At 71.7% G+C, this 16,905-nt stretch carries 13 protein-coding genes; 6 read left to right on the top strand and 7 right to left on the bottom strand.

Annotation, left to right across the window (positions count from 1 at the left end; genetic code table 11):
* Positions 1-80: 80 nt before the first annotated feature.
* From OHA86_RS30705 to metH, 3 genes are all read right to left on the bottom strand, one after another.
* The gene (locus tag OHA86_RS30705) at positions 81-1,664 is read right to left on the bottom strand and encodes an ABC transporter substrate-binding protein (RefSeq protein WP_329180495.1); all 1,584 of its coding nucleotides are present in this window, start codon (positions 1,662-1,664) and stop codon (positions 81-83) included.
* 315 nt (positions 1,665-1,979) lie between these two features.
* Complete coding sequence (locus OHA86_RS30700; RefSeq protein ID WP_329180493.1) at positions 1,980-2,696, bottom strand: HAD family hydrolase; 717 nt, start codon at positions 2,694-2,696, stop codon at positions 1,980-1,982.
* Between the two features lie 291 nt (positions 2,697-2,987).
* Positions 2,988-6,509 (bottom strand): methionine synthase, encoded by a 3,522-nt coding sequence (gene metH / locus OHA86_RS30695; protein ID WP_329180491.1) that lies wholly within the window; start codon positions 6,507-6,509, stop codon positions 2,988-2,990.
* Positions 6,510-6,836: 327 nt separating this feature from the next.
* On the opposite strand from metH, the gene OHA86_RS30690 reads away from it, so the two are divergent.
* From OHA86_RS30690 to OHA86_RS30675, 4 genes are all read left to right on the top strand, one after another.
* Positions 6,837-7,601, top strand: a complete 765-nt coding sequence (locus tag OHA86_RS30690) for an IclR family transcriptional regulator (protein ID WP_329180489.1) — start codon at positions 6,837-6,839, stop codon at positions 7,599-7,601.
* A gap of 169 nt (positions 7,602-7,770) precedes the next feature.
* Positions 7,771-8,559 (top strand): MIP/aquaporin family protein, encoded by a 789-nt coding sequence (locus tag OHA86_RS30685; protein WP_329180487.1) that lies wholly within the window; start codon positions 7,771-7,773, stop codon positions 8,557-8,559.
* Positions 8,560-8,621: 62 nt separating this feature from the next.
* Positions 8,622-10,175 (top strand): glycerol kinase GlpK, encoded by a 1,554-nt coding sequence (gene glpK, locus OHA86_RS30680; protein WP_329180485.1) that lies wholly within the window; start codon positions 8,622-8,624, stop codon positions 10,173-10,175.
* A gap of 7 nt (positions 10,176-10,182) precedes the next feature.
* Positions 10,183-11,793, top strand: coding sequence for a glycerol-3-phosphate dehydrogenase/oxidase (locus OHA86_RS30675; protein ID WP_329180483.1), 1,611 nt, complete (start codon positions 10,183-10,185; stop codon positions 11,791-11,793).
* A 58-nt stretch (positions 11,794-11,851) separates the two neighbouring features.
* On the opposite strand, the gene OHA86_RS30670 is transcribed toward OHA86_RS30675, so the two are convergent.
* Both OHA86_RS30670 and OHA86_RS30665 read right to left on the bottom strand, forming a co-directional pair.
* On the bottom strand, positions 11,852-12,616 hold the full coding sequence (locus tag OHA86_RS30670; RefSeq protein ID WP_329180481.1) for a hypothetical protein: 765 nt from the start codon (positions 12,614-12,616) through the stop codon (positions 11,852-11,854).
* Positions 12,613-13,176, bottom strand: coding sequence for a TIGR03086 family metal-binding protein (locus OHA86_RS30665; RefSeq protein ID WP_329180479.1), 564 nt, complete (start codon positions 13,174-13,176; stop codon positions 12,613-12,615). Before OHA86_RS30665 ends, OHA86_RS30670 begins: the two co-directional genes overlap by 4 nt.
* 67 nt (positions 13,177-13,243) lie before the next feature.
* Here OHA86_RS30665 and OHA86_RS30660 point away from each other — a divergent pair, with 67 nt between their 5' ends.
* Both OHA86_RS30660 and OHA86_RS30655 read left to right on the top strand, forming a co-directional pair.
* Positions 13,244-14,041, top strand: coding sequence for an AraC family transcriptional regulator (locus OHA86_RS30660; RefSeq protein ID WP_329180477.1), 798 nt, complete (start codon positions 13,244-13,246; stop codon positions 14,039-14,041).
* Positions 14,042-14,141: 100 nt separating this feature from the next.
* Positions 14,142-14,813, top strand: coding sequence for a FadR/GntR family transcriptional regulator (locus OHA86_RS30655; protein ID WP_329180475.1), 672 nt, complete (start codon positions 14,142-14,144; stop codon positions 14,811-14,813).
* A 265-nt stretch (positions 14,814-15,078) separates the two neighbouring features.
* Here OHA86_RS30655 and OHA86_RS30650 read toward each other — a convergent pair whose 3' ends face one another.
* Positions 15,079-15,909, bottom strand: a complete 831-nt coding sequence (locus tag OHA86_RS30650) for an amidohydrolase family protein (protein ID WP_329180472.1) — start codon at positions 15,907-15,909, stop codon at positions 15,079-15,081.
* Between the two features lie 3 nt (positions 15,910-15,912).
* Complete coding sequence (locus OHA86_RS30645) at positions 15,913-16,902, bottom strand: aldo/keto reductase (protein ID WP_329180470.1); 990 nt, start codon at positions 16,900-16,902, stop codon at positions 15,913-15,915.
* Positions 16,903-16,905 lie beyond the last annotated feature (3 nt).

The following is a 16,905-nucleotide window of genomic DNA, read 5'->3' as shown; positions in this document are numbered from 1 at the left end:
GTGGACGACGGGATGCGCGGGGAGGTGCCGCGAGCCGCGGCCGGCCCGCGGGGGTCACTCCCCCGCGGGCCGGCCGGAGGTCACTTCGTGCCGAGTTCGTACAACCGGAACATCGTCGGGTCGAGCGCCTTGTCGGCACCGGTCACCCCGTCACGGATGACGACGGTCTGCTTGCCCTGCCACACCGGGATGATCGGGACGTCCTCGGCCACGATCTTCTGGATGTCGGCGAAGGCCTGGTTGCGCACCGTCTTGTCGTCGGTGCCCTGCTCCTTGGTGAGCAGCGCCAGGATCTGCGGGTTGACGTAGCCGGTGCCCAGGAAGGGCTCCTTGGTCAGGAACGGCGCGACGTCGTTGTCGGGGTCGGGCAGGTCCGGGTACCAGCCGATCATGTACGAGGCGTACGTGTCGGACTTCTCGTCCTTCTGGTACTGCTGCCACTCGGTGGAGCTGAGGGTCACCTTGAACAGGCCGGTGGCCTCCAGCTGCCGCTTGATCGTGGTCGCCTCGTCGGCGGAGGCGGCACCGTAGTGGCTGGGCGTCCAGGCGTACGCCAGCGACACCGGGGTGCTGATGCCGGCCGCGGTGAGCAGCGCCTTGGCCTTGGCGGTGTCCGGGGCGCCGTACTTGTCCTTGAAGGCGTCCGTGTGGCCCTCGATGCCGTTGCCGACCATCGAGTAGAGCGGGGCCACGGTGTCGTCGTAGGCCTCCTTGGCGATGCCGGCCCGGTCGATGACCTGGGCCACGGCCTGCCGCACGGCCTTCTGGTCGGCCGGCTTCACCTTGGCGTCGAAGACCAGGTAGCGCTTCTCGGTGCCGGTGCCTTCCAGCACCTGGATGCCCGAGGTCTTCTTCAGGTCCTGGGTGTCGGTGGGCGACAGGCTGCGGAAGGCCGCGTTGACCGTGCCGTCCTTGACGGCCGACTTGAGCGCGGACGCGTCGGAGAAGTACTGGAGCACAACCTGGCCGTTGTTCAGCTTGTTGGTGCCCTTGTACGTCTTGTTGGCCTTCAGCGACGCCTGCTGCTTGGCGGTGTACTTGTCCAGCGTGTACGGGCCGGAACCGATGATCTTCGAGCCGTCGAGCAGCTTGTCGGCCGGGAAGACCTTCTCGTCGACGATCGCGCCGGCGTCGGTGGCGAGCACCGAGGGGAAGGTCGAGTCGGGGTTCTTGAGGTGGAAGACGACCTTGTCGGCACCGGTGACCGTGGTGCTGTCCAGGTTGGCCAGCAGGCTCGACGGGCCGTTCGGGGCGGCGATCTTGAGCATCCGGTCGAAGGTGAACTTCACCGAGGCCGACGTCAGCGCGTCGCCGTTGGAGAACACCAGGCCGGGCTGCAGGTCGCAGGCGTAGGTCTTGGGGTCGGTGAAGCTGCAGCTCTTGGCCGCGTCCGGGGCCGGCGTGGTGGCGCCGGTCGGGAAGTGCATCACTTTCTGGTAGACGCTGTCGATGACCTCCCAGGAGCCGTAGTCGTACGCTCCCGCGGGGTCCAGCGAGGACACCGAGTCGGTGGTTCCGACGATCACGGCACCCTTGCCGCCGCCGCTGCTGCTACCGCCACCGTCGTTGCCGGACGAACTATCCTTTTTACCACCGCACGCGGAGGCGCCGATGGCCAGGAAGGCCACGGCGGCTGCGGCGACGACACGCTTGTTTCGTGACATCCAGTGAATCCCCTTGCTCACATGCCGGTCGGTTGAGTCGGCATCGACCGTCGAGGACATTAGCGGGGCGGCCATCGCTCACCGGGACACGGAGTGATTGAGGGGACATTACATACCGGTAACAGGACGTTCACCTCCGATATGCGGACGTGGGGGCTATCGACCCTCGGTACGTCAAAACGGACACTTCGCCCGGGTAAAGATGCGGTAAGTGAAATCTCATCCAGTCGGAGCACCCGCTGTCGATGGGGCGTCGTGTGACAATCATCACACCCCCCGGATTCCACTCCGTGAGATTTTATTCAGGGATCACACTCAGTGCAGATCCACGTTCACAGAGCGCCTGACCAGGGACTGGAGAAAAGGGACATCCACCTGGTCGAGCGACCGTACGACGCTGCGCCCCGGGGCCGGCGCGATCGGCACCAGCGACGGCACCGCGACCACCTGGCAGCCGGCCGCCTCCGCCGAGGCGATCCCCGTGAGGGTGTCCTCGACCACCACGCAGGCGGCCGGGTGGGCGCCGAGCCGGGCCGCGGCGGTCAGATACGGGTCAGGGTGCGGCTTGGTACGGGCGATCTCGTCCCCCGCGAGAGTGAAAGCGAAGTTCTCGGCGCCCAGCGAGCGCAGCATCACGTCGATCGTGCGCCGGTGCGAGGCCGACACCAGCGCCGTCGGCACCCCGTGCGCCCCCAGTTCGGTCAGCAGCCGCCTGGCTCCCGGCATCAGCGGGGCGCCGCGGGCGATCAGCCGCTCGAACCGGGTGTCGATCGCGACCATCAGCTCCGCCAGGGTCGCCGTGGTGCCGGTCACCTCCATCAGGTGGCCGACGCTGCGGGCCATCGGCCCGCCCACCACGACCGCCTTGTGCACCTCGTCGAGCACATGGCCGAGATCCGCGAAGACCTCGGTCTCCGCCGCCCACCAGATGCCCTCGGTGTCCACCAGGGTGCCGTCCATGTCCAGCAGGACCGCCTGCAGGCCGTGGCCGTGGCCCGGACGGGTGGCGACGACGGGGGTGCTGCTGGTCATAGGCTCACTCCTCGGCCGAGGTGCGGACCCGGCGCCGGACCGGTGCCGACGCGCCCTTTCCTGGGGACACGAAGGCCGGTCGCTGCGTCCCGCGAACAGGAGAGCGACCGGCCTCTGCCGGACGAACCAGTCTACGTCGCCGCGCCGGGCCGCGCCCGACGACCGGGCGACGAGCGTGTGACAAGCACACGAAGGGCGGTGGACGGGCACCCGCGCGCCCGTTCGCCCCCGGCCCCGCGGGCAGCGGGGCCGGGGGCGGCGGCGGCGACTCAGCGGGCAGGCGGCAGCGGCTCAGCGGGCGTTGAAGTACTTCGCCTCCGGGTGGTGGATGACGATCGCGTCGGTGGACTGCTCGGGGTGCAGCTGGAATTCCTCCGACAGCTTCACGCCGATCCGCTCCGGTTCGAGCAGCGCCGCGATCTTGGCGCGGTCCTCCAGGTCGGGGCAGGCACCGTAGCCGAGCGAGAAGCGCGCGCCCCGGTACTTCAGCGCGAACATGTCCTCGACGTCGCCCGGGTCCTCGCCGCCGTACCCCAGCTCGGCGCGCACCCTGGCGTGCCAGTATTCGGCCAGCGCCTCGGCGAGCTGCACCGACAGGCCGTGCAGCTCCAGGTAGTCCCGGTAGGAGTCGGCCGCGAACAGCTCGGCTGCCGCGTCCGAGACGCGGTTGCCGACCGTGACCACCTGGAAGCCGACCACATCGGTCTCGCCCGAGTCCTCGGGCCGGAAGAAGTCGGCCAGGCACAGCCGCCGCCCCCTGCGCTGCCGGGGGAAGCTGAAACGGGTGCGCTCGGTGCCGTCCTCGTGCAGCACGATCAGGTCGTCGCCCTTGGACACGCACGGGAAGTAGCCGTAGCTGACCGCGGCCTCCAGCAGGCTCTCGGACTGCAGCCGGGTCAGCAGCCCGCGCAGCCGCGGCCGGCCCTCGCTCTCCACCATCTCCTCGTACGTCGGCCCCGAGGCGCGCGCCTGCTTCAGGCCCCACTGGCCCTTGAACAGGGCGCCCTCGTCGAGCCAGGAGGCGTAGTCGGCAAGCTGGATGCCCTTGACCACCCGGCTGCCCCAGAACGGCGGGGTGGGCACCGGATTGTCGACGGCGACGTCGGAGCGGATCTGGCCGAGGTTGACCTCCGGCTCCTCGGGCTCCTGCGGGCGGGCCGCCACCCGGCGCTGCTTCAGCTCGGGCAGCTTGGCGCCCGGCACCCCGCGCTTGACGCCGATCAGCGCGTCCATCAGCCGCAGCCCCTCGAAGGCGTCGCGGGCGTAGCGCACCTCGCCGAGGTAGATCTCGTGCAGGTCCTGCTCGACGTAGGCGCGGGTCAGGGCGGCGCCGCCGAGGATGACCGGGTATTCGGCGGACAGCCCGCGCTGGTTCAGCTCCTCCAGGTTCTCCTTCATGATCACCGTGGACTTCACCAGCAGCCCCGACATGCCGATCACATCGGCCCGGTGCTCCTGCGCGGCGTCCAGGATCACCGACACCGGCTGCTTGATGCCCAGGTTGACCACGTTGTAGCCGTTGTTGGACAAGATGATGTCCACCAGGTTCTTGCCGATGTCGTGGACGTCGCCGCGGACGGTGGCCAGCACGATGGTGCCCTTGCCTCCGCCGTCCTCGCTCTTCTCCATATGCGGTTCGAGATAGGCGACGGCGGACTTCATGACCTCGGCGGACTGGAGCACGAAGGGCAGCTGCATCTGTCCCGAGCCGAACAGCTCGCCGACCACCTTCATGCCGGCCAGCAGGGTGTCGTTGACGATCTCCAGCGCGGGCCGCTCGGCCAGTGCCGCGTCCAGGTCGTCGGTCAGGCCGTTCTTCTCGCCGTCGATGATCCGCCGCTGGAGCCGTTCCTCCAGCGGCAGCGCCGCCAGCTCCTCGGCCTTGCCCGCCTTGACCGACCGGCTGTCGACCCCCTCGAACAGCTCCATCAGCCGCTGGAGCGGGTCGTAGTCCTCGCGCCGGGCGTCGTAGACCAGGTCGTAGGCGACCTGCCGCTGCTCCTCGGGGATGCGGGCGATCGGCACGATCTTGGAGGCGTGCACGATCGCCGAGTCCAGGCCGGCCTTGACGCACTCGTCGAGGAAGACCGAGTTGAGCACCACCCGGGCGGCCGGGTTCAGGCCGAAGGAGATGTTCGACAGGCCGAGGGTGGTCTGCACGTCGGGGTGGCGGCGCTTGAGCTCGCGGATCGCCTCGATGGTGGCGACGCCGTCGCCGCGGGACTCCTCCTGGCCGGTGCAGATGGTGAAGGTCAGGCAGTCGATGAGGATGTCGGACTCGTGGATGCCCCAGTTGCCCGTGAGGTCGGCGATCAGCCGCTCGGCGATCCCGACCTTGTGCTCGACGGTCCTGGCCTGCCCCTCCTCGTCGATGGTCAGCGCGATCAGGGCGGCGCCGTGCTCGACGGCCAGCTCGGTGACCCGGGCGAAGCGGGACTCGGGGCCGTCGCCGTCCTCGTAGTTCACCGAGTTGAGCACCGCGCGCCCGCCGAGCTTCTCCAGGCCGGCCCGCAGCACGTCGACCTCGGTGGAGTCCAGCACGATCGGCAGCGTCGAGGCGGTCGCGAAGCGCCCGGCGACCTCGGCCATGTCGGCGACGCCGTCCCGGCCGACGTAGTCCACGCACAGGTCGAGCAGGTGGGCGCCCTCCCGGATCTGCTCGCGGGCCATCTCGACGCAGTCCTCCCAGCGGCCCTCCAGCATCGCGTCGCGGAATTTGCGCGACCCGTTGGCGTTGGTGCGCTCGCCGATGGCCAGGTACGAGGTGTCCTGGCGGAAGGGGACGGTCTGGTAGAGCGAGGCGGCGCCCGGCTCGGGGCGCGGGTTGCGCGGGGTCAGCTCGTGGCCGCCGACCCGCTCGACCAGCTGCCGCAGATGCTCGGGCGTGGTGCCGCAGCAGCCGCCGACCAGCGACAGGCCGTACTCCCTGGCGAAGGTCTCGTGCGCGTCGGCCAGCTCGGACGGGCTGAGCGGGTAGTGCGCGCCGTCCTTGGTGAGCACCGGCAGGCCCGCGTTGGGCATGCAGGTCAGCGGGACGCGCGAGTGCCGGGCCAGATAGCGCAGGTGCTCGCTCATCTCGGCCGGCCCGGTCGAGCAGTTCAGGCCGATCATGTCGATGCCGAGCGGTTCGAGCGCGGTGAGCGCGGCGCCGATCTCGGAGCCGAGCAGCATGGTGCCGGTGGTCTCGACGGCGACCTGGCAGATCAGCGGCAGGTCCACGCCCGCCTCGGCCATCGCCCGGCGGGAGCCGACCAGCGCGGCCTTGACCTGGAGCAGGTCCTGCATCGTCTCGACCACCAGCGCGTCGGCGCCGCCGGCGATCAGCCCGGCGGCGTTGGCGTGGTAGCCGTCGCGCAGGTGCTGGTAGGTGGTGTGGCCCAGGGTGGGCAGTTTGGTGCCGGGGCCGATCGAGCCGAACACCCAGCGCTGGCGGCCGTCGGCGCTGAAGTCGTCGGCGACCTCGCGGGCCAGCCGGGCGCCGGCCACGGCCAGCTCGTAGATGCGGTCGTCGATGTCGTACTCGCTGAGCGCGGTGGCGTTGGCGCCGAAGGTGTTGGTCTCGACGCTGTCCACCCCGGCCGCGAAGTAGGCCTCGTGGACCGAGCGGACGATGTCGGGACGCGTGACGTTCAGGATCTCGTTGCAGCCTTCGAGCTGCTGGAAGTCGTCGAGGGTGGGCTCCTGCGCCTGGAGCATGGTGCCCATCGCGCCGTCGGCGACGACGATGCGGGTGGCGAGTGCCTGGCGCAGGGCGGCGGCGCGGGCATTGCTCGCGGCGGCGGGTGCGGCGGACGACGGGGACGGCGAGGCCATGGAACTGCTCCCTGGGGTGCGACGGCTGTCGGCTATGCGCCGCCCGACCCGTGCGGGACGGATGGCGCACCTAGCCAGAGTAGCTGGCAGGTCTACCCCGCCTCGAAGGCATTCCGAAGGGCGGACGGGTGGTGCCGTCCGAATCTCTGCGATGATGAAGGTCGACAATGCCGACCGCGGCACGCGGGTGACTCTTCCCGCCGATCCTGTCGGCTCGTCGTCCCGTAGCGTCTCGTCCCGTCCGTCGTGACATCGTCGTTTTCCGCAGGTGTCCGCAGGTGTCCGCCGTTTTCTGCCGTCCCCGTCTCCGCCCTTGGAGTGCATGCCATGCCGGGTTCCATCCAGTCACTGGAGCGCGCGGCCGCGGTTCTCCGGCTGCTGGCCGGGGGCGAGCGGCGGCTGGGCCTGTCGGACGTGGCCTCCTCGCTGGGCCTTGCCAAGGGCACCGCGCACGGCATCCTGCGCACCCTCCAGCAGGAGGGCTTCGTCGAGCAGGAGCCGGTGTCGGGCAAGTACCAGCTGGGCGCGGAGCTGCTGCGGCTGGGCAACAGCTATCTGGACGTGCACGAGCTGCGGGCCCGCGCCCTGGTGTGGACCGACGACCTGGCCAGGTCCAGCGGCGAGGCGGCGTATCTGGGCGTGCTGCACCAGCACGGGGTGCTCATCGTGCACCACGTCTTCCGGCCCGACGACAGCCGCCAGGTGCTGGAGGTCGGCGCGATGCAGCCGCTGCACAGCACCGCGCTGGGCAAGGTGCTGTCGGCCTTCGACCCGGTGGCGCGCAACGAGGTCGCCGAGGGCGAGCTGGCGGCGCTGACCGCCCGTACGGTGACCGGCGCGGCCGGCTTCGAGTCGGTGCTCGACCTGACCCGGGCCCGCGGCTGGGGCGCCGACCTGGAGGAGACCTGGGACGGCGTGGCCTCGGTGGCGGCGCCCGTCTACGACCGGCGGCGGATGCCGGTGGGCGCGGTGGGCGTCACCGGGGCGGTGGAACGGGTCTGCGACGCGGACGGCATCCAGCCCCGGCTGGTGGCCGCGGTACGCGACTGCGCCCGCGCGGTCTCCCGTGATCTGGGCGCCGGCCGCTTCTGACCCGGCTCCGGCCGACGGCGAAGCCCACTCCCACTCCCACTCCCACTCCGGCTCCCACCGGCGAGGTCTGGCTCACATCCCTCTTGACCTGCGCAACCCAAGGGGAGAACACTCTCGTCCAGCGATCGACAATGTCGAACACCGGACGGATTGTGACAAGGGAGTCGCTGTGTCCAACGGCCATATCGTCATCGGCGAGATCTTCGGTACCGCCGTGCTCATCCTGCTCGGCTGCGGCGTCTGCGCCGCCGTGACACTCAAACGGTCCAAGGCCAGGGACGCCGGTTGGCTGGCGATCACCTTCGGCTGGGGATTCGGCGTGCTGGGCGGCGCCTACATCGCCAACGGCTACTCCGGCGGGCATCTGAACCCCGCGGTCACCCTGGGCATCGCGATCAAGACCGGTGAGTGGTCGAAGGTGCCGTACTACCTGCTCGGTCAGCTGATCGGAGCACTGATCGGCGCTTTTCTGGTCTGGGTGGCCTATCTGGGGCAGTTCCAGGCCCATCTGACCGACCCCGAGGTCACCGCGGGCCGCGAGAGCGACCCCGCGGGGCCGACGACGGGCAACAAGGCCCAGCCCGGCGGCCCGGTGCTCGGGATCTTCGCGACCGGCCCCGAGATCCGCAACCCGCTGCAGAACCTGCTCACCGAGGCCGTCGCCACCATGGTGCTGGTGCTCTTCATCCTTACGCAGGGCATGACCGACGGTCTGGCGGAGAATGGAATGGGCATCCTGCTCACCGCGCTGATCGTGGTCGGACTCGGTCTGTCACTCGGAGGGCCCACCGGCTACGCGATCAATCCGTTCCGGGATCTCGGACCGCGGATCGTGCACAGCCTGCTGCCGCTGCCCGGCAAGGGCGGTTCCGACTGGGGCTACGCATGGATCCCGGTGGCCGGCCCGCTGGCCGGCGCCGCCATCGCAGGCGGACTGTACCGGCTCGCGTTCACATAGAGCCGTACGGGACCGCTGTCGTCACCCGGACCACCGAGCGCAGACCCGACGAGGAGCACACCATGACCGACACTCCCACCAGCAGCCACGGCACAGGACCGTTCATCGCGGCGATCGACCAGGGCACCACATCGAGCCGCTGCATCATCTTCGACCGCGACGGCCGGATCGTCGCCGTCGACCAGAAGGAGCACGAGCAGATCTTCCCCAAGCCCGGCTGGGTCGAGCACGACGCGGCGGAGATCTGGACGAACGTCCAGGAGGTGGTCGGCAGCGCCATCACCAAGGCCGGCCAGGACATCGCCGGCTTCACCCCCGCCGACGTCAAGGCGATCGGCATCACCAACCAGCGCGAGACCACGATGCTGTGGGACAAGAACACCGGGCAGCCGGTGCACAACGCGCTGGTCTGGCAGGACACCCGCACCGACGCGCTCTGTCGTGAGCTGGGGCGCAACGTCGGCCAGGACCGCTTCCGGCGGCAGACCGGCCTGCCGCTCGCGTCGTACTTCGCGGGGCCGAAGATCCGCTGGCTGCTCGACAATGTCGACGGGCTGCGGGAGCGGGCCGAGCGCGGCGAGATCCTGTTCGGCACCATGGACTCCTGGGTGATCTGGAACCTCACCGGCGGGGTCGACGGCGGCAAGCACGTCACCGACGTCACCAACGCCTCCCGGACCCTGCTGATGGACCTCAAGACCCTCCAGTGGGACGCGAAGATCTGCGACTCGATCGGCGTCCCCATGGCGGTGCTGCCGGAGATCAGGTCGTCCTCCGAGGTCTACGGCACCACCGACGTCGGCGGCCTCGACGCCGTCCCGGTGGCCTCCGCGCTCGGCGACCAGCAGGCCGCGCTGTTCGGCCAGACCTGCTTCGCCGTGGGCGAGGCGAAGTCCACCTACGGCACCGGCACCTTCATGCTGATGAACACCGGTGAGACCCCGGTGAACTCCTACGCGGGCCTGATCACCACCGTCGGCTACCGGATCGGCGACGCCAAGCCGGTCTACGCCCTCGAAGGCTCCATCGCGGTGACCGGCTCGCTGGTGCAGTGGATGCGCGACCAGATGGGCCTGATCAGCACCGCCGCCGAGATCGAGACGCTGGCCTCCTCGGTGGAGGACAACGGCGGCGCCTACTTCGTACCGGCCTTCTCCGGCCTCTTCGCCCCCTACTGGCGCTCCGACGCGCGCGGGGTGATCGCGGGCCTGACCCGGTACGTCACCAAGGCGCACATCGCCCGCGCCGTCCTGGAGGCCACCGCGTGGCAGACCCGGGAGATCGCCGACGCGATGTTCAAGGACTCCAGCACCGAGGTCACCACGCTCAAGGTCGACGGCGGCATGACGTCCAACAACCTGCTCATGCAGACCCTCTCGGACTTCCTGGACGTGCCCGTGGTGCGCCCGATGGTCGCCGAGACCACCTGTCTGGGCGCGGCCTACGCGGCCGGTCTGGCGATCGGCTTCTGGCCGGACACCGACGCGCTGCGGGCCAACTGGAAGCGCGCCGCCGAGTGGACCCCGTCCATGGACCCGACGCAGCGCGACAGCGAGTACAAGCAGTGGCTCAAGGCCGTCCAGGCGACCATGGGCTGGATCGACGAGAAGGACTGAGGCACCGATGACCACTCCGCAGAGCGCCCCCGCGACGGGGACGCGTCCGACTGCCGGCGCCGACCCGGGCCGGGCCGAGGCCCGGGAGGCGCTGGGCCGCGCCACGTACGACCTGCTGGTGATCGGCGGCGGCATCCTGGGCATCACGACCGCCTGGCACGCCGCGCAGTCGGGTCTGCGGGTGGCGATGGTGGACGCCGGCGACTTCGCCGGCGCCACCTCCTCGGCGTCCTCCAAGCTGCTGCACGGCGGGCTGCGCTACCTGCAGACCGGCGCGGTGCGGCTGGTCGCCGAGAACCATGTGGAACGCCGGGCGGTGTCCCGGGACGTCGCGCCGCACCTGGCCAATCCGCTGACCTTCTACCTGCCGGTCTACAAGGGCGGCCCGCACGGCGCCGCCAAGCTCGGCGCGGGCGTCTTCGCCTACTCGGCGCTGTCGGCGTTCAGGGACGGTGTCGGGCATGTGATCAGCCCGGCGAAGGCCGCCCGTGACGTGCCGGAACTGCGCACCGACAACCTGCGCGCTGTCGCGGTCTACGAGGACGGGCAGATGAACGACGCCCGGATGGCCCTGATGACGGTCAGGGCCGCCGTGGACGCGGGCGCGGCCGTGCTCAACCACGCCGAAGTGACCGGGCTGCGCTTCACCCGCGGCCGGGTCACCGGCGCCGACCTGCGCGACCGGATCGACGGCACCGCCTTCGGGGTGGACGCGCGGCTGGTGCTCAACGCCACCGGGCCGTGGGTGGACCACCTGCGGCGGATGGAGGACCCGGGCGCGGAACCCTCGATCCGGCTGTCCAAGGGCGCCCACCTGGTGCTGCGGCGCACCGCGCCCTGGCGGGCGGCGCTGGCCACCCCGATCGACAAGTACCGCATCACCTTCGCGCTGCCGTGGGAGGACATGCTGCTGCTCGGCACCACCGACGAGGTCTACGAGGGCGACCCGGCCGAGGTGCGGGTCACCGAGGCGGACACCGCGCAGATCCTGGACGAGGCCGCCTTCTCGGTCCGCGACCAGCAGCTGTCCCGCGACCTGATCACGTACGCCTTCGCGGGGCTGCGGGTGCTGCCCGGCGGGCCCGGCGACACCGCCAAGGCCAAGCGGGAGACGGTGGTCACCGAGGGGCGCGGCGGGATGCTGTCGGTGGCGGGCGGCAAGTGGACGACCTTCCGGCACATCGGGCGCACGGTGATGAACAAGCTCGCCGCACTGCCCGGCCGCCCGCTGGCCGACGGCGTGGAGCCGATGTCCGCGCTGCCGCGCCGGGCGCCGCTGCCCGGGTTCGCCAGCCAGGGCGCCGTCGCCCACCGGCTCCAGGCCGACGGCGGCATCCCCGGGCCGCGGATGGCGCCCGACACGGCCAGGCACCTGGCCGGCCACTACGGCTCGCTGGCCTTCGACATCGCCCGGCTGGCCGCCGAGGACCAGGCGCTGGCCCGGCGTATCCACCCCGACGCGCCGGAGATCTGGGCGCAGGTCGTCTACGCCAGGGACCACGAGTGGGCGCAGCACGCGGACGACGTGCTGCGGCGGCGTACGACGCTGACGATCCGCGGCCTGGACACCCCGGAGATCCGCGCGGAGGTCGAGCGGCTGCTGACCGTACGGGACTGACGGCCGTACGGGACCGACCGCGGTACGCGACCGGCCGCCGTACGCCCGGCGCGCCCGCTCAGCCCTCGCCGGTCAGCCGGTCCAGCTCGGCGAACAGGGCCGTCGGCGCCCTGCCGCCGGTCCTGGCCAGCAGGGTCAGCCAGCGGTCGCGGCCGTCGCGCCACAGGGCCGCCGGGCTGGACTCGGCGACGGCCGCGGCCGTACGGGCGGGCAGCTCGTCCTCGGCCGCCCGGGACGGGGTCAGCCAGTGGGCGGTGCTGTCCTCGGCGAGCCTGGCCATCCACAGCAGATGCCGGGCGGCGTGCCACAGCGCGTCCTGGGCCCGCAGCAGCTCGCCGCGGGCCGTCACGTGCAGCGCGAGCACCAGCCAGTTGGCGAACCGGCCGCACAGGTCGGCGATCTCCTCGGGACTGCCGGGGATGTCCGGCTCCTCGGGCAACGCCGCCAGGACCGGGGTGAGCCGCCCGTCCCTGTCCACCACCACCATCGCGTCCACCGCGGCGCCGCGGGCCGGCCAGTCGCCGACCGAGTCGATGTCGCCGGTGGTGGCGAAGTGGAATTCGCCGCGCACCGGTCCCGGGAAGAAGGCGACATGGGTGCCGAACTCGTTGCGCAGCACCAGGTTCACCGGGCCGACCCGGGCGCACCAGGCGGCCGGGTCGAGCGCGGCACGGGCGGCGGGCTCGAAGAACAGCCAGAATTCGATGTCGCTGTGCTCGTCGCCGCTCCCGGCCGCGAAGGAGCCGTACATCAGGGCCGCGCGGACGCCCTGGTCCGCGCGGCAGAGCTCCCGTACCCGGGAGATGAGGTCATGCTGGATCATCCGGCCCAGTATGGGTCGCGGCCGGAAAGGGCGACAGCGGTTTCCAGGTCGCCCGCGCCCGCGGGGATCTCCACCGGTTCACCGAAGCCCTTGTAGTCGCGGTACATCTGCGCGTTCTCGCGCACCGCGGCCAGCAGCTGCTCGGCGGTGCCGTCGGCGACGCGGTAGTCCTGCCCCGTCGCCTTGGCCAGATCCCAGCCGTGCAGGCACAGTTCGAGGAAGAGCATGGCGGCCATGCCGGAGGCCGGCATGGCGCTGATCTCGCCCTCCCAGACGGCCGGGTCGGCCCAGGCGGCGACGGACCGGTCCAACTGCTCGGCATACTGCCGCGCCCACTGCGGGTCCGCGGTGAAGTCCCGGGTGGCGAGGTCGTCGGGGTGCGGCTCGCGCCTGGCCCGCAGCTCCATGCCGATACCGGTGAAGGCGACCAGGTGGTTGACCAGGGCGCGGGTGTCGTAGTCCGGGCAGGGGGTCGGTCCTGCGAGCCGGTCCCGGCCGATCCCGGCGGTGATACGGGCCGCCTCCCGCGCGCTGTCGGCGATCTGTGCGTGGAAGTTCATGCCCGCGACGCTACGCAGCGCCCCGCGGCCCGTCTTGAACAAACGCGACACCGCATAGGCTGGGGCCATGACCGGGCACGGCTTGAGCCGCGGGGTGCTGCGGCCGGACGCGGCGGCCGGCTTCCTCGACGTACGCAAGCAGCCGCCCGCGCCCGCCCTGGCCGGCCTCGTGGACTTCTACTGGAACCCCCGCTGGGACCTGCGCGGGCGCGACCCGTACGAGCAGAAGGTGCTCGCGCACCCCAATGTGCACCTGGTCTTCGAACCGGAGGGGGCGCTGGTCTACGGGGTCCAGCGCGGGGTGTTCGTCCGGCAACTGGCCGGGGCGGGACAGGTCTTCGGGGTGAAGTTCCGGCCGGGGGCCTTCCGGCCGTTCGCGCACGGCCCGGTGGCCGCCCTCGCCGACCGTACGGTCCCGGCCGCCGGCGTCTTCGGAGCCGCGGTGGCGGAGGTGGGCCGGCGGATCCTGGCGCTGGACGACCTGGCGGCGATGGCCGCGCTCGCCGACGGCTTCCTGCTCGGCCTGCTGCCCGCGCTGCCGGCCGACCCGCAGGTCGCTGAGGTCGCCGCCCTGGTCGAGACGATCACCGCGAGCCCGCGGCTCTTCCGGGTGGACGAGCTGGCCCGGGGCCTCGGCATGCCGGTCCGGCGGTTGCAGCGGCTCTTCGCGGAATACGTCGGAGCGTCGCCGAAGTGGGTGCTGCGCAGAGCCCGGCTGCACGAGGCCGCCGCCCGGGCCGACGAGGGGGCCGGCCTGGACTGGGCGGCGCTCGCCGCCGACCTCGGCTACGCCGACCAGGCGCACCTCACCCGGGACTTCACCGCCGCGGTCGGCTCGCCGCCCAGCAGATACGCGGGCCGCTGAATTCCGGTTTCGTTAGGTGTTCGGGCCTCCCAGGCACATAATGAGGGTATACATCGGAGGTCTGGCGGCGCCGCGGGACCTGAACAAGGGGAGGGCGCGGATGGCGGTCACCGACGAGGCCATCGAGAAGATCAAGGAGATGATCGTCTCCGGGGCGCTCCGGCCCGGCGACCGGCTCCCCAAGGAGAGCGAGCTGGCCGCCGAGCTGGGCCTGTCGCGCAATTCGCTGCGCGAGGCCGTGCGGGCGCTGTCGCTGATCCGGATCCTCGACGTGCGGCAGGGCGACGGCACGTACGTCACCAGCCTCGACCCGCAGCTGCTGCTCGAAGCGCTGAGCTTCGTGGTGGACTTCCACCGCGACGACACGGTGCTGGAATTCCTCGCGGTGCGGCGCATCCTGGAGCCGGCCGCCACCGCGATGGCGGCGATCCGCATCCCCGCGGAGGAGCTGGACGTGCTGGAGGGCAAGCTCGACGCGCTCGGGCCGGAGCCCTCGGTGGAGGAACTGGTCGCCTCCGACCTGGAATTCCACCGCGGCATCGTGCAGGGCTCGGGCAATTCGGTGCTGTGCTCGCTCCTGGACGGCCTGTCGGGACCCACGACCCGCGCGCGTGTCTGGCGCGGCCTCACCCAGGAGGACGCGGTGTCGCGGACGCTGCATGAGCACCGGGCGATCCTGAGCGCGCTCAGGGATCGCGACGCGGAGGCTGCGCGGTCCTGGGCGACGGTGCATGTCGCCAGCGTCGAACAATGGCTCCGCTCGACGCTCTGAATCCCCCGGGCGACCGGGGCGTCCCGCCGTCTCCACACGACGGTCCGCCGTGGCTTGTCGCGCAGTTCCCCGCGCCCCTGAGGGGTTGCCGCTTGCGGTGGCGTTGCTTCTTTTCCGCCGCGGTGGTTGCGCGGGCCGTTCCTCGCACCCCTGGTGGCCTGCCCTCTGCGCAAGAGGGCGCCCCTCAGGGGCGCGGGGAACTGCGCGGCCGGCCGCGACACACGGGGCGGGCAAGGCACGGGCAGCCGCCGGCCAGGCGCCGGGCTCAGGTCAAGGCATAGACGCGGGAAGCGTTTCCGCCGAAGACGGCGGACCGCTCGGCCGCGGAGAGGCCGCCCACGGCCTCCTCCGCCAAGGCCAGCACGGCCCCGTACGTCGCGGCAAGCGTGCAGACCGGCCAGTCGGAGCCGAACAGGACCCGGGACGGGCCGAAGACGTCGAGGGCGTGCCGCGCGTACGGCAGGACGTCGCCCGGCTTCCACCGCCCCCAGTCGGCCTCCGTCACGAGCCCCGACAGCTTGCAGCTGACATTCGGCAGCGCGGCGAGCCGCCGGAGCTGCGCGCCCCACGGCTCCCACCCGCCGGAGGCGACCGGCGGCTTCGCCGCGTGGTCGAGGACGAACCGGAGTTCGGGCAGCGCCGCCGCCGTCTCCAGCGCCGCGGGCAACTCGCGCGGGGTGACCAGCAGGTCGTAGGCCAGGCCCGCAGCGGCGACCGTGGCGAGGCCGCGGCGGACGCCGGCGCGGGCCAGCCACCACGGGTCGGACTCGTCCTGGACCTGGTGGCGTATCGCGACCAGCGGGCCGGTCAGCGAGGCGAGGACATCGCCGAGAGCGGGGTCGGTGAGGTCGGCCCAGCCGACGACGCCGGCGATCCGGCCGCCGGAGGCCGCCGCGGTGGCGAGCAGTTCGCGGGTCTCCTCCAGCGACGAGCTGGACTGCACGACGACGGTCGCGTCGATGCCGTGCTCGGCGAGCAGCGGTTCCAGCTCGGCCAGTTCGAAGGTGCGGGCGATGGGGTCCAGCTCCGCGCCGGTCAGCCACGGCTGCGGGCGCCGCGCGAGGTCCCACAGGTGGTGGTGCGCGTCGATCCGCATCGGCTACTCCCCCGCCGTGACGGTGCCCGCGAGCGGCAGCGGTACGTCGGTGTCCAGCAGGCCGCGTTCGACCAGGGCGTGCCACATCGCGTCCGGGATGTCGTGCTCGAACATCGCGGTGTTGTCCCGCACCTCCTCGGGGCCGGCCGCGCCGACGACGGCGGAGACCACGCTGGAGTGGGCGAAGGGGTAGCGCAGGGCGGCGGCCCGCAGCGGGACGCCGAACTCGCCGCACACCGCCGCCATCTCCAGCGCCCGGTCCAGCAACTCCGGCGGCGCCGCCGCGTAGTTGTAGTGCGCCCCGGGCCTGGGGTCGGCCAGCAGCCCGGAGTTGTAGACCCCGCCGACGACGACCTTGGTGCCGCGGCGCTCGCACACCGGCAGCAGGTCGTCGTAGGCGGTGCGTTCCAGCAGGGTCCAGCGGCCCGCGCACAGCACCACGTCGACGTCGAGGTCGGCGACCAGCCGGGCCAGGACGTCGCTGTGGTTCATGCCGAAGCCGATGGCCTTGACCAGGCCCTGGTCGCGCAGTTCGGCGAGCGCGGGGAAGCCGGTGGCGTAGACGTCGGGCAGGTGGTTCTCGACGTCGTGCAGGTAGACGATGTCGACGGCGTCCACGCCGAGCCGCCGCAGCGAGCCCTCAAGGGTGGCCCGTATGCCGTCGGCGGTGAAGTCCCAGACCCTGGCCCGGTCCGGGACGTCGGTGAAGCCCTGCCCGTCCGGCAGTTCCCCCGGCCCGAGGTCGCGCAGCCGGCGCCCGACCTTGGTGGACAGCACGTAGGACGCGCGGTCCCGGCCGGCCAGCGCCCGGCCGAGCCGCTCCTCCGAGCGGCCCAGGCCGTAGTGCGGCGCGGTGTCGAGGTACGTGACGGGCCGCCCCGCGTCGAAGGCGGCGGCCACGGTGGCCTCCGCCTCCTCGTCGGTGATGGCGCGGTAGAGATTGGCCAGCGGCGCGCAGCCGAGGCCGAGCCGGGGCAGTGCCGGTACGGGCATACG

Source organism: Streptomyces sp. NBC_01477 (assembly GCF_036227245.1).
GTDB lineage: Bacteria > Actinomycetota > Actinomycetes > Streptomycetales > Streptomycetaceae > Actinacidiphila.
The sequence above is the reverse complement of the archived record's forward strand: the minus strand, read 5'-3'. Positions and strand labels throughout refer to the sequence as shown.

Bases quoted from the DNA above. Each gene is read 5' to 3' on its own strand.
- OHA86_RS30705 (WP_329180495.1), bottom strand. From the start codon at position 1,664: ATGTCACGAAACAAGCGTGTCGTCGCCGCAGCCGCCGTGGCCTTCCTG.
- OHA86_RS30700 (WP_329180493.1), bottom strand. From the start codon at position 2,696: ATGACCAGCAGCACCCCCGTCGTCGCCACCCGTCCGGGCCACGGCCAC.
- metH (WP_329180491.1), bottom strand. From the start codon at position 6,509: ATGGCCTCGCCGTCCCCGTCGTCCGCCGCACCCGCCGCCGCGAGCAAT.
- OHA86_RS30690 (WP_329180489.1), top strand. From the start codon at position 6,837: ATGCCGGGTTCCATCCAGTCACTGGAGCGCGCGGCCGCGGTTCTCCGG.
- glpK (WP_329180485.1), top strand. From the start codon at position 8,622: ATGACCGACACTCCCACCAGCAGCCACGGCACAGGACCGTTCATCGCG.
- OHA86_RS30675 (WP_329180483.1), top strand. From the start codon at position 10,183: ATGACCACTCCGCAGAGCGCCCCCGCGACGGGGACGCGTCCGACTGCC.
- OHA86_RS30670 (WP_329180481.1), bottom strand. From the start codon at position 12,616: ATGATCCAGCATGACCTCATCTCCCGGGTACGGGAGCTCTGCCGCGCG.
- OHA86_RS30665 (WP_329180479.1), bottom strand. From the start codon at position 13,176: ATGAACTTCCACGCACAGATCGCCGACAGCGCGCGGGAGGCGGCCCGT.
- OHA86_RS30660 (WP_329180477.1), top strand. From the start codon at position 13,244: ATGACCGGGCACGGCTTGAGCCGCGGGGTGCTGCGGCCGGACGCGGCG.
- OHA86_RS30655 (WP_329180475.1), top strand. From the start codon at position 14,142: ATGGCGGTCACCGACGAGGCCATCGAGAAGATCAAGGAGATGATCGTC.
- OHA86_RS30650 (WP_329180472.1), bottom strand. From the start codon at position 15,909: ATGCGGATCGACGCGCACCACCACCTGTGGGACCTCGCGCGGCGCCCG.
- OHA86_RS30645 (WP_329180470.1), bottom strand. From the start codon at position 16,902: ATGCCCGTACCGGCACTGCCCCGGCTCGGCCTCGGCTGCGCGCCGCTG.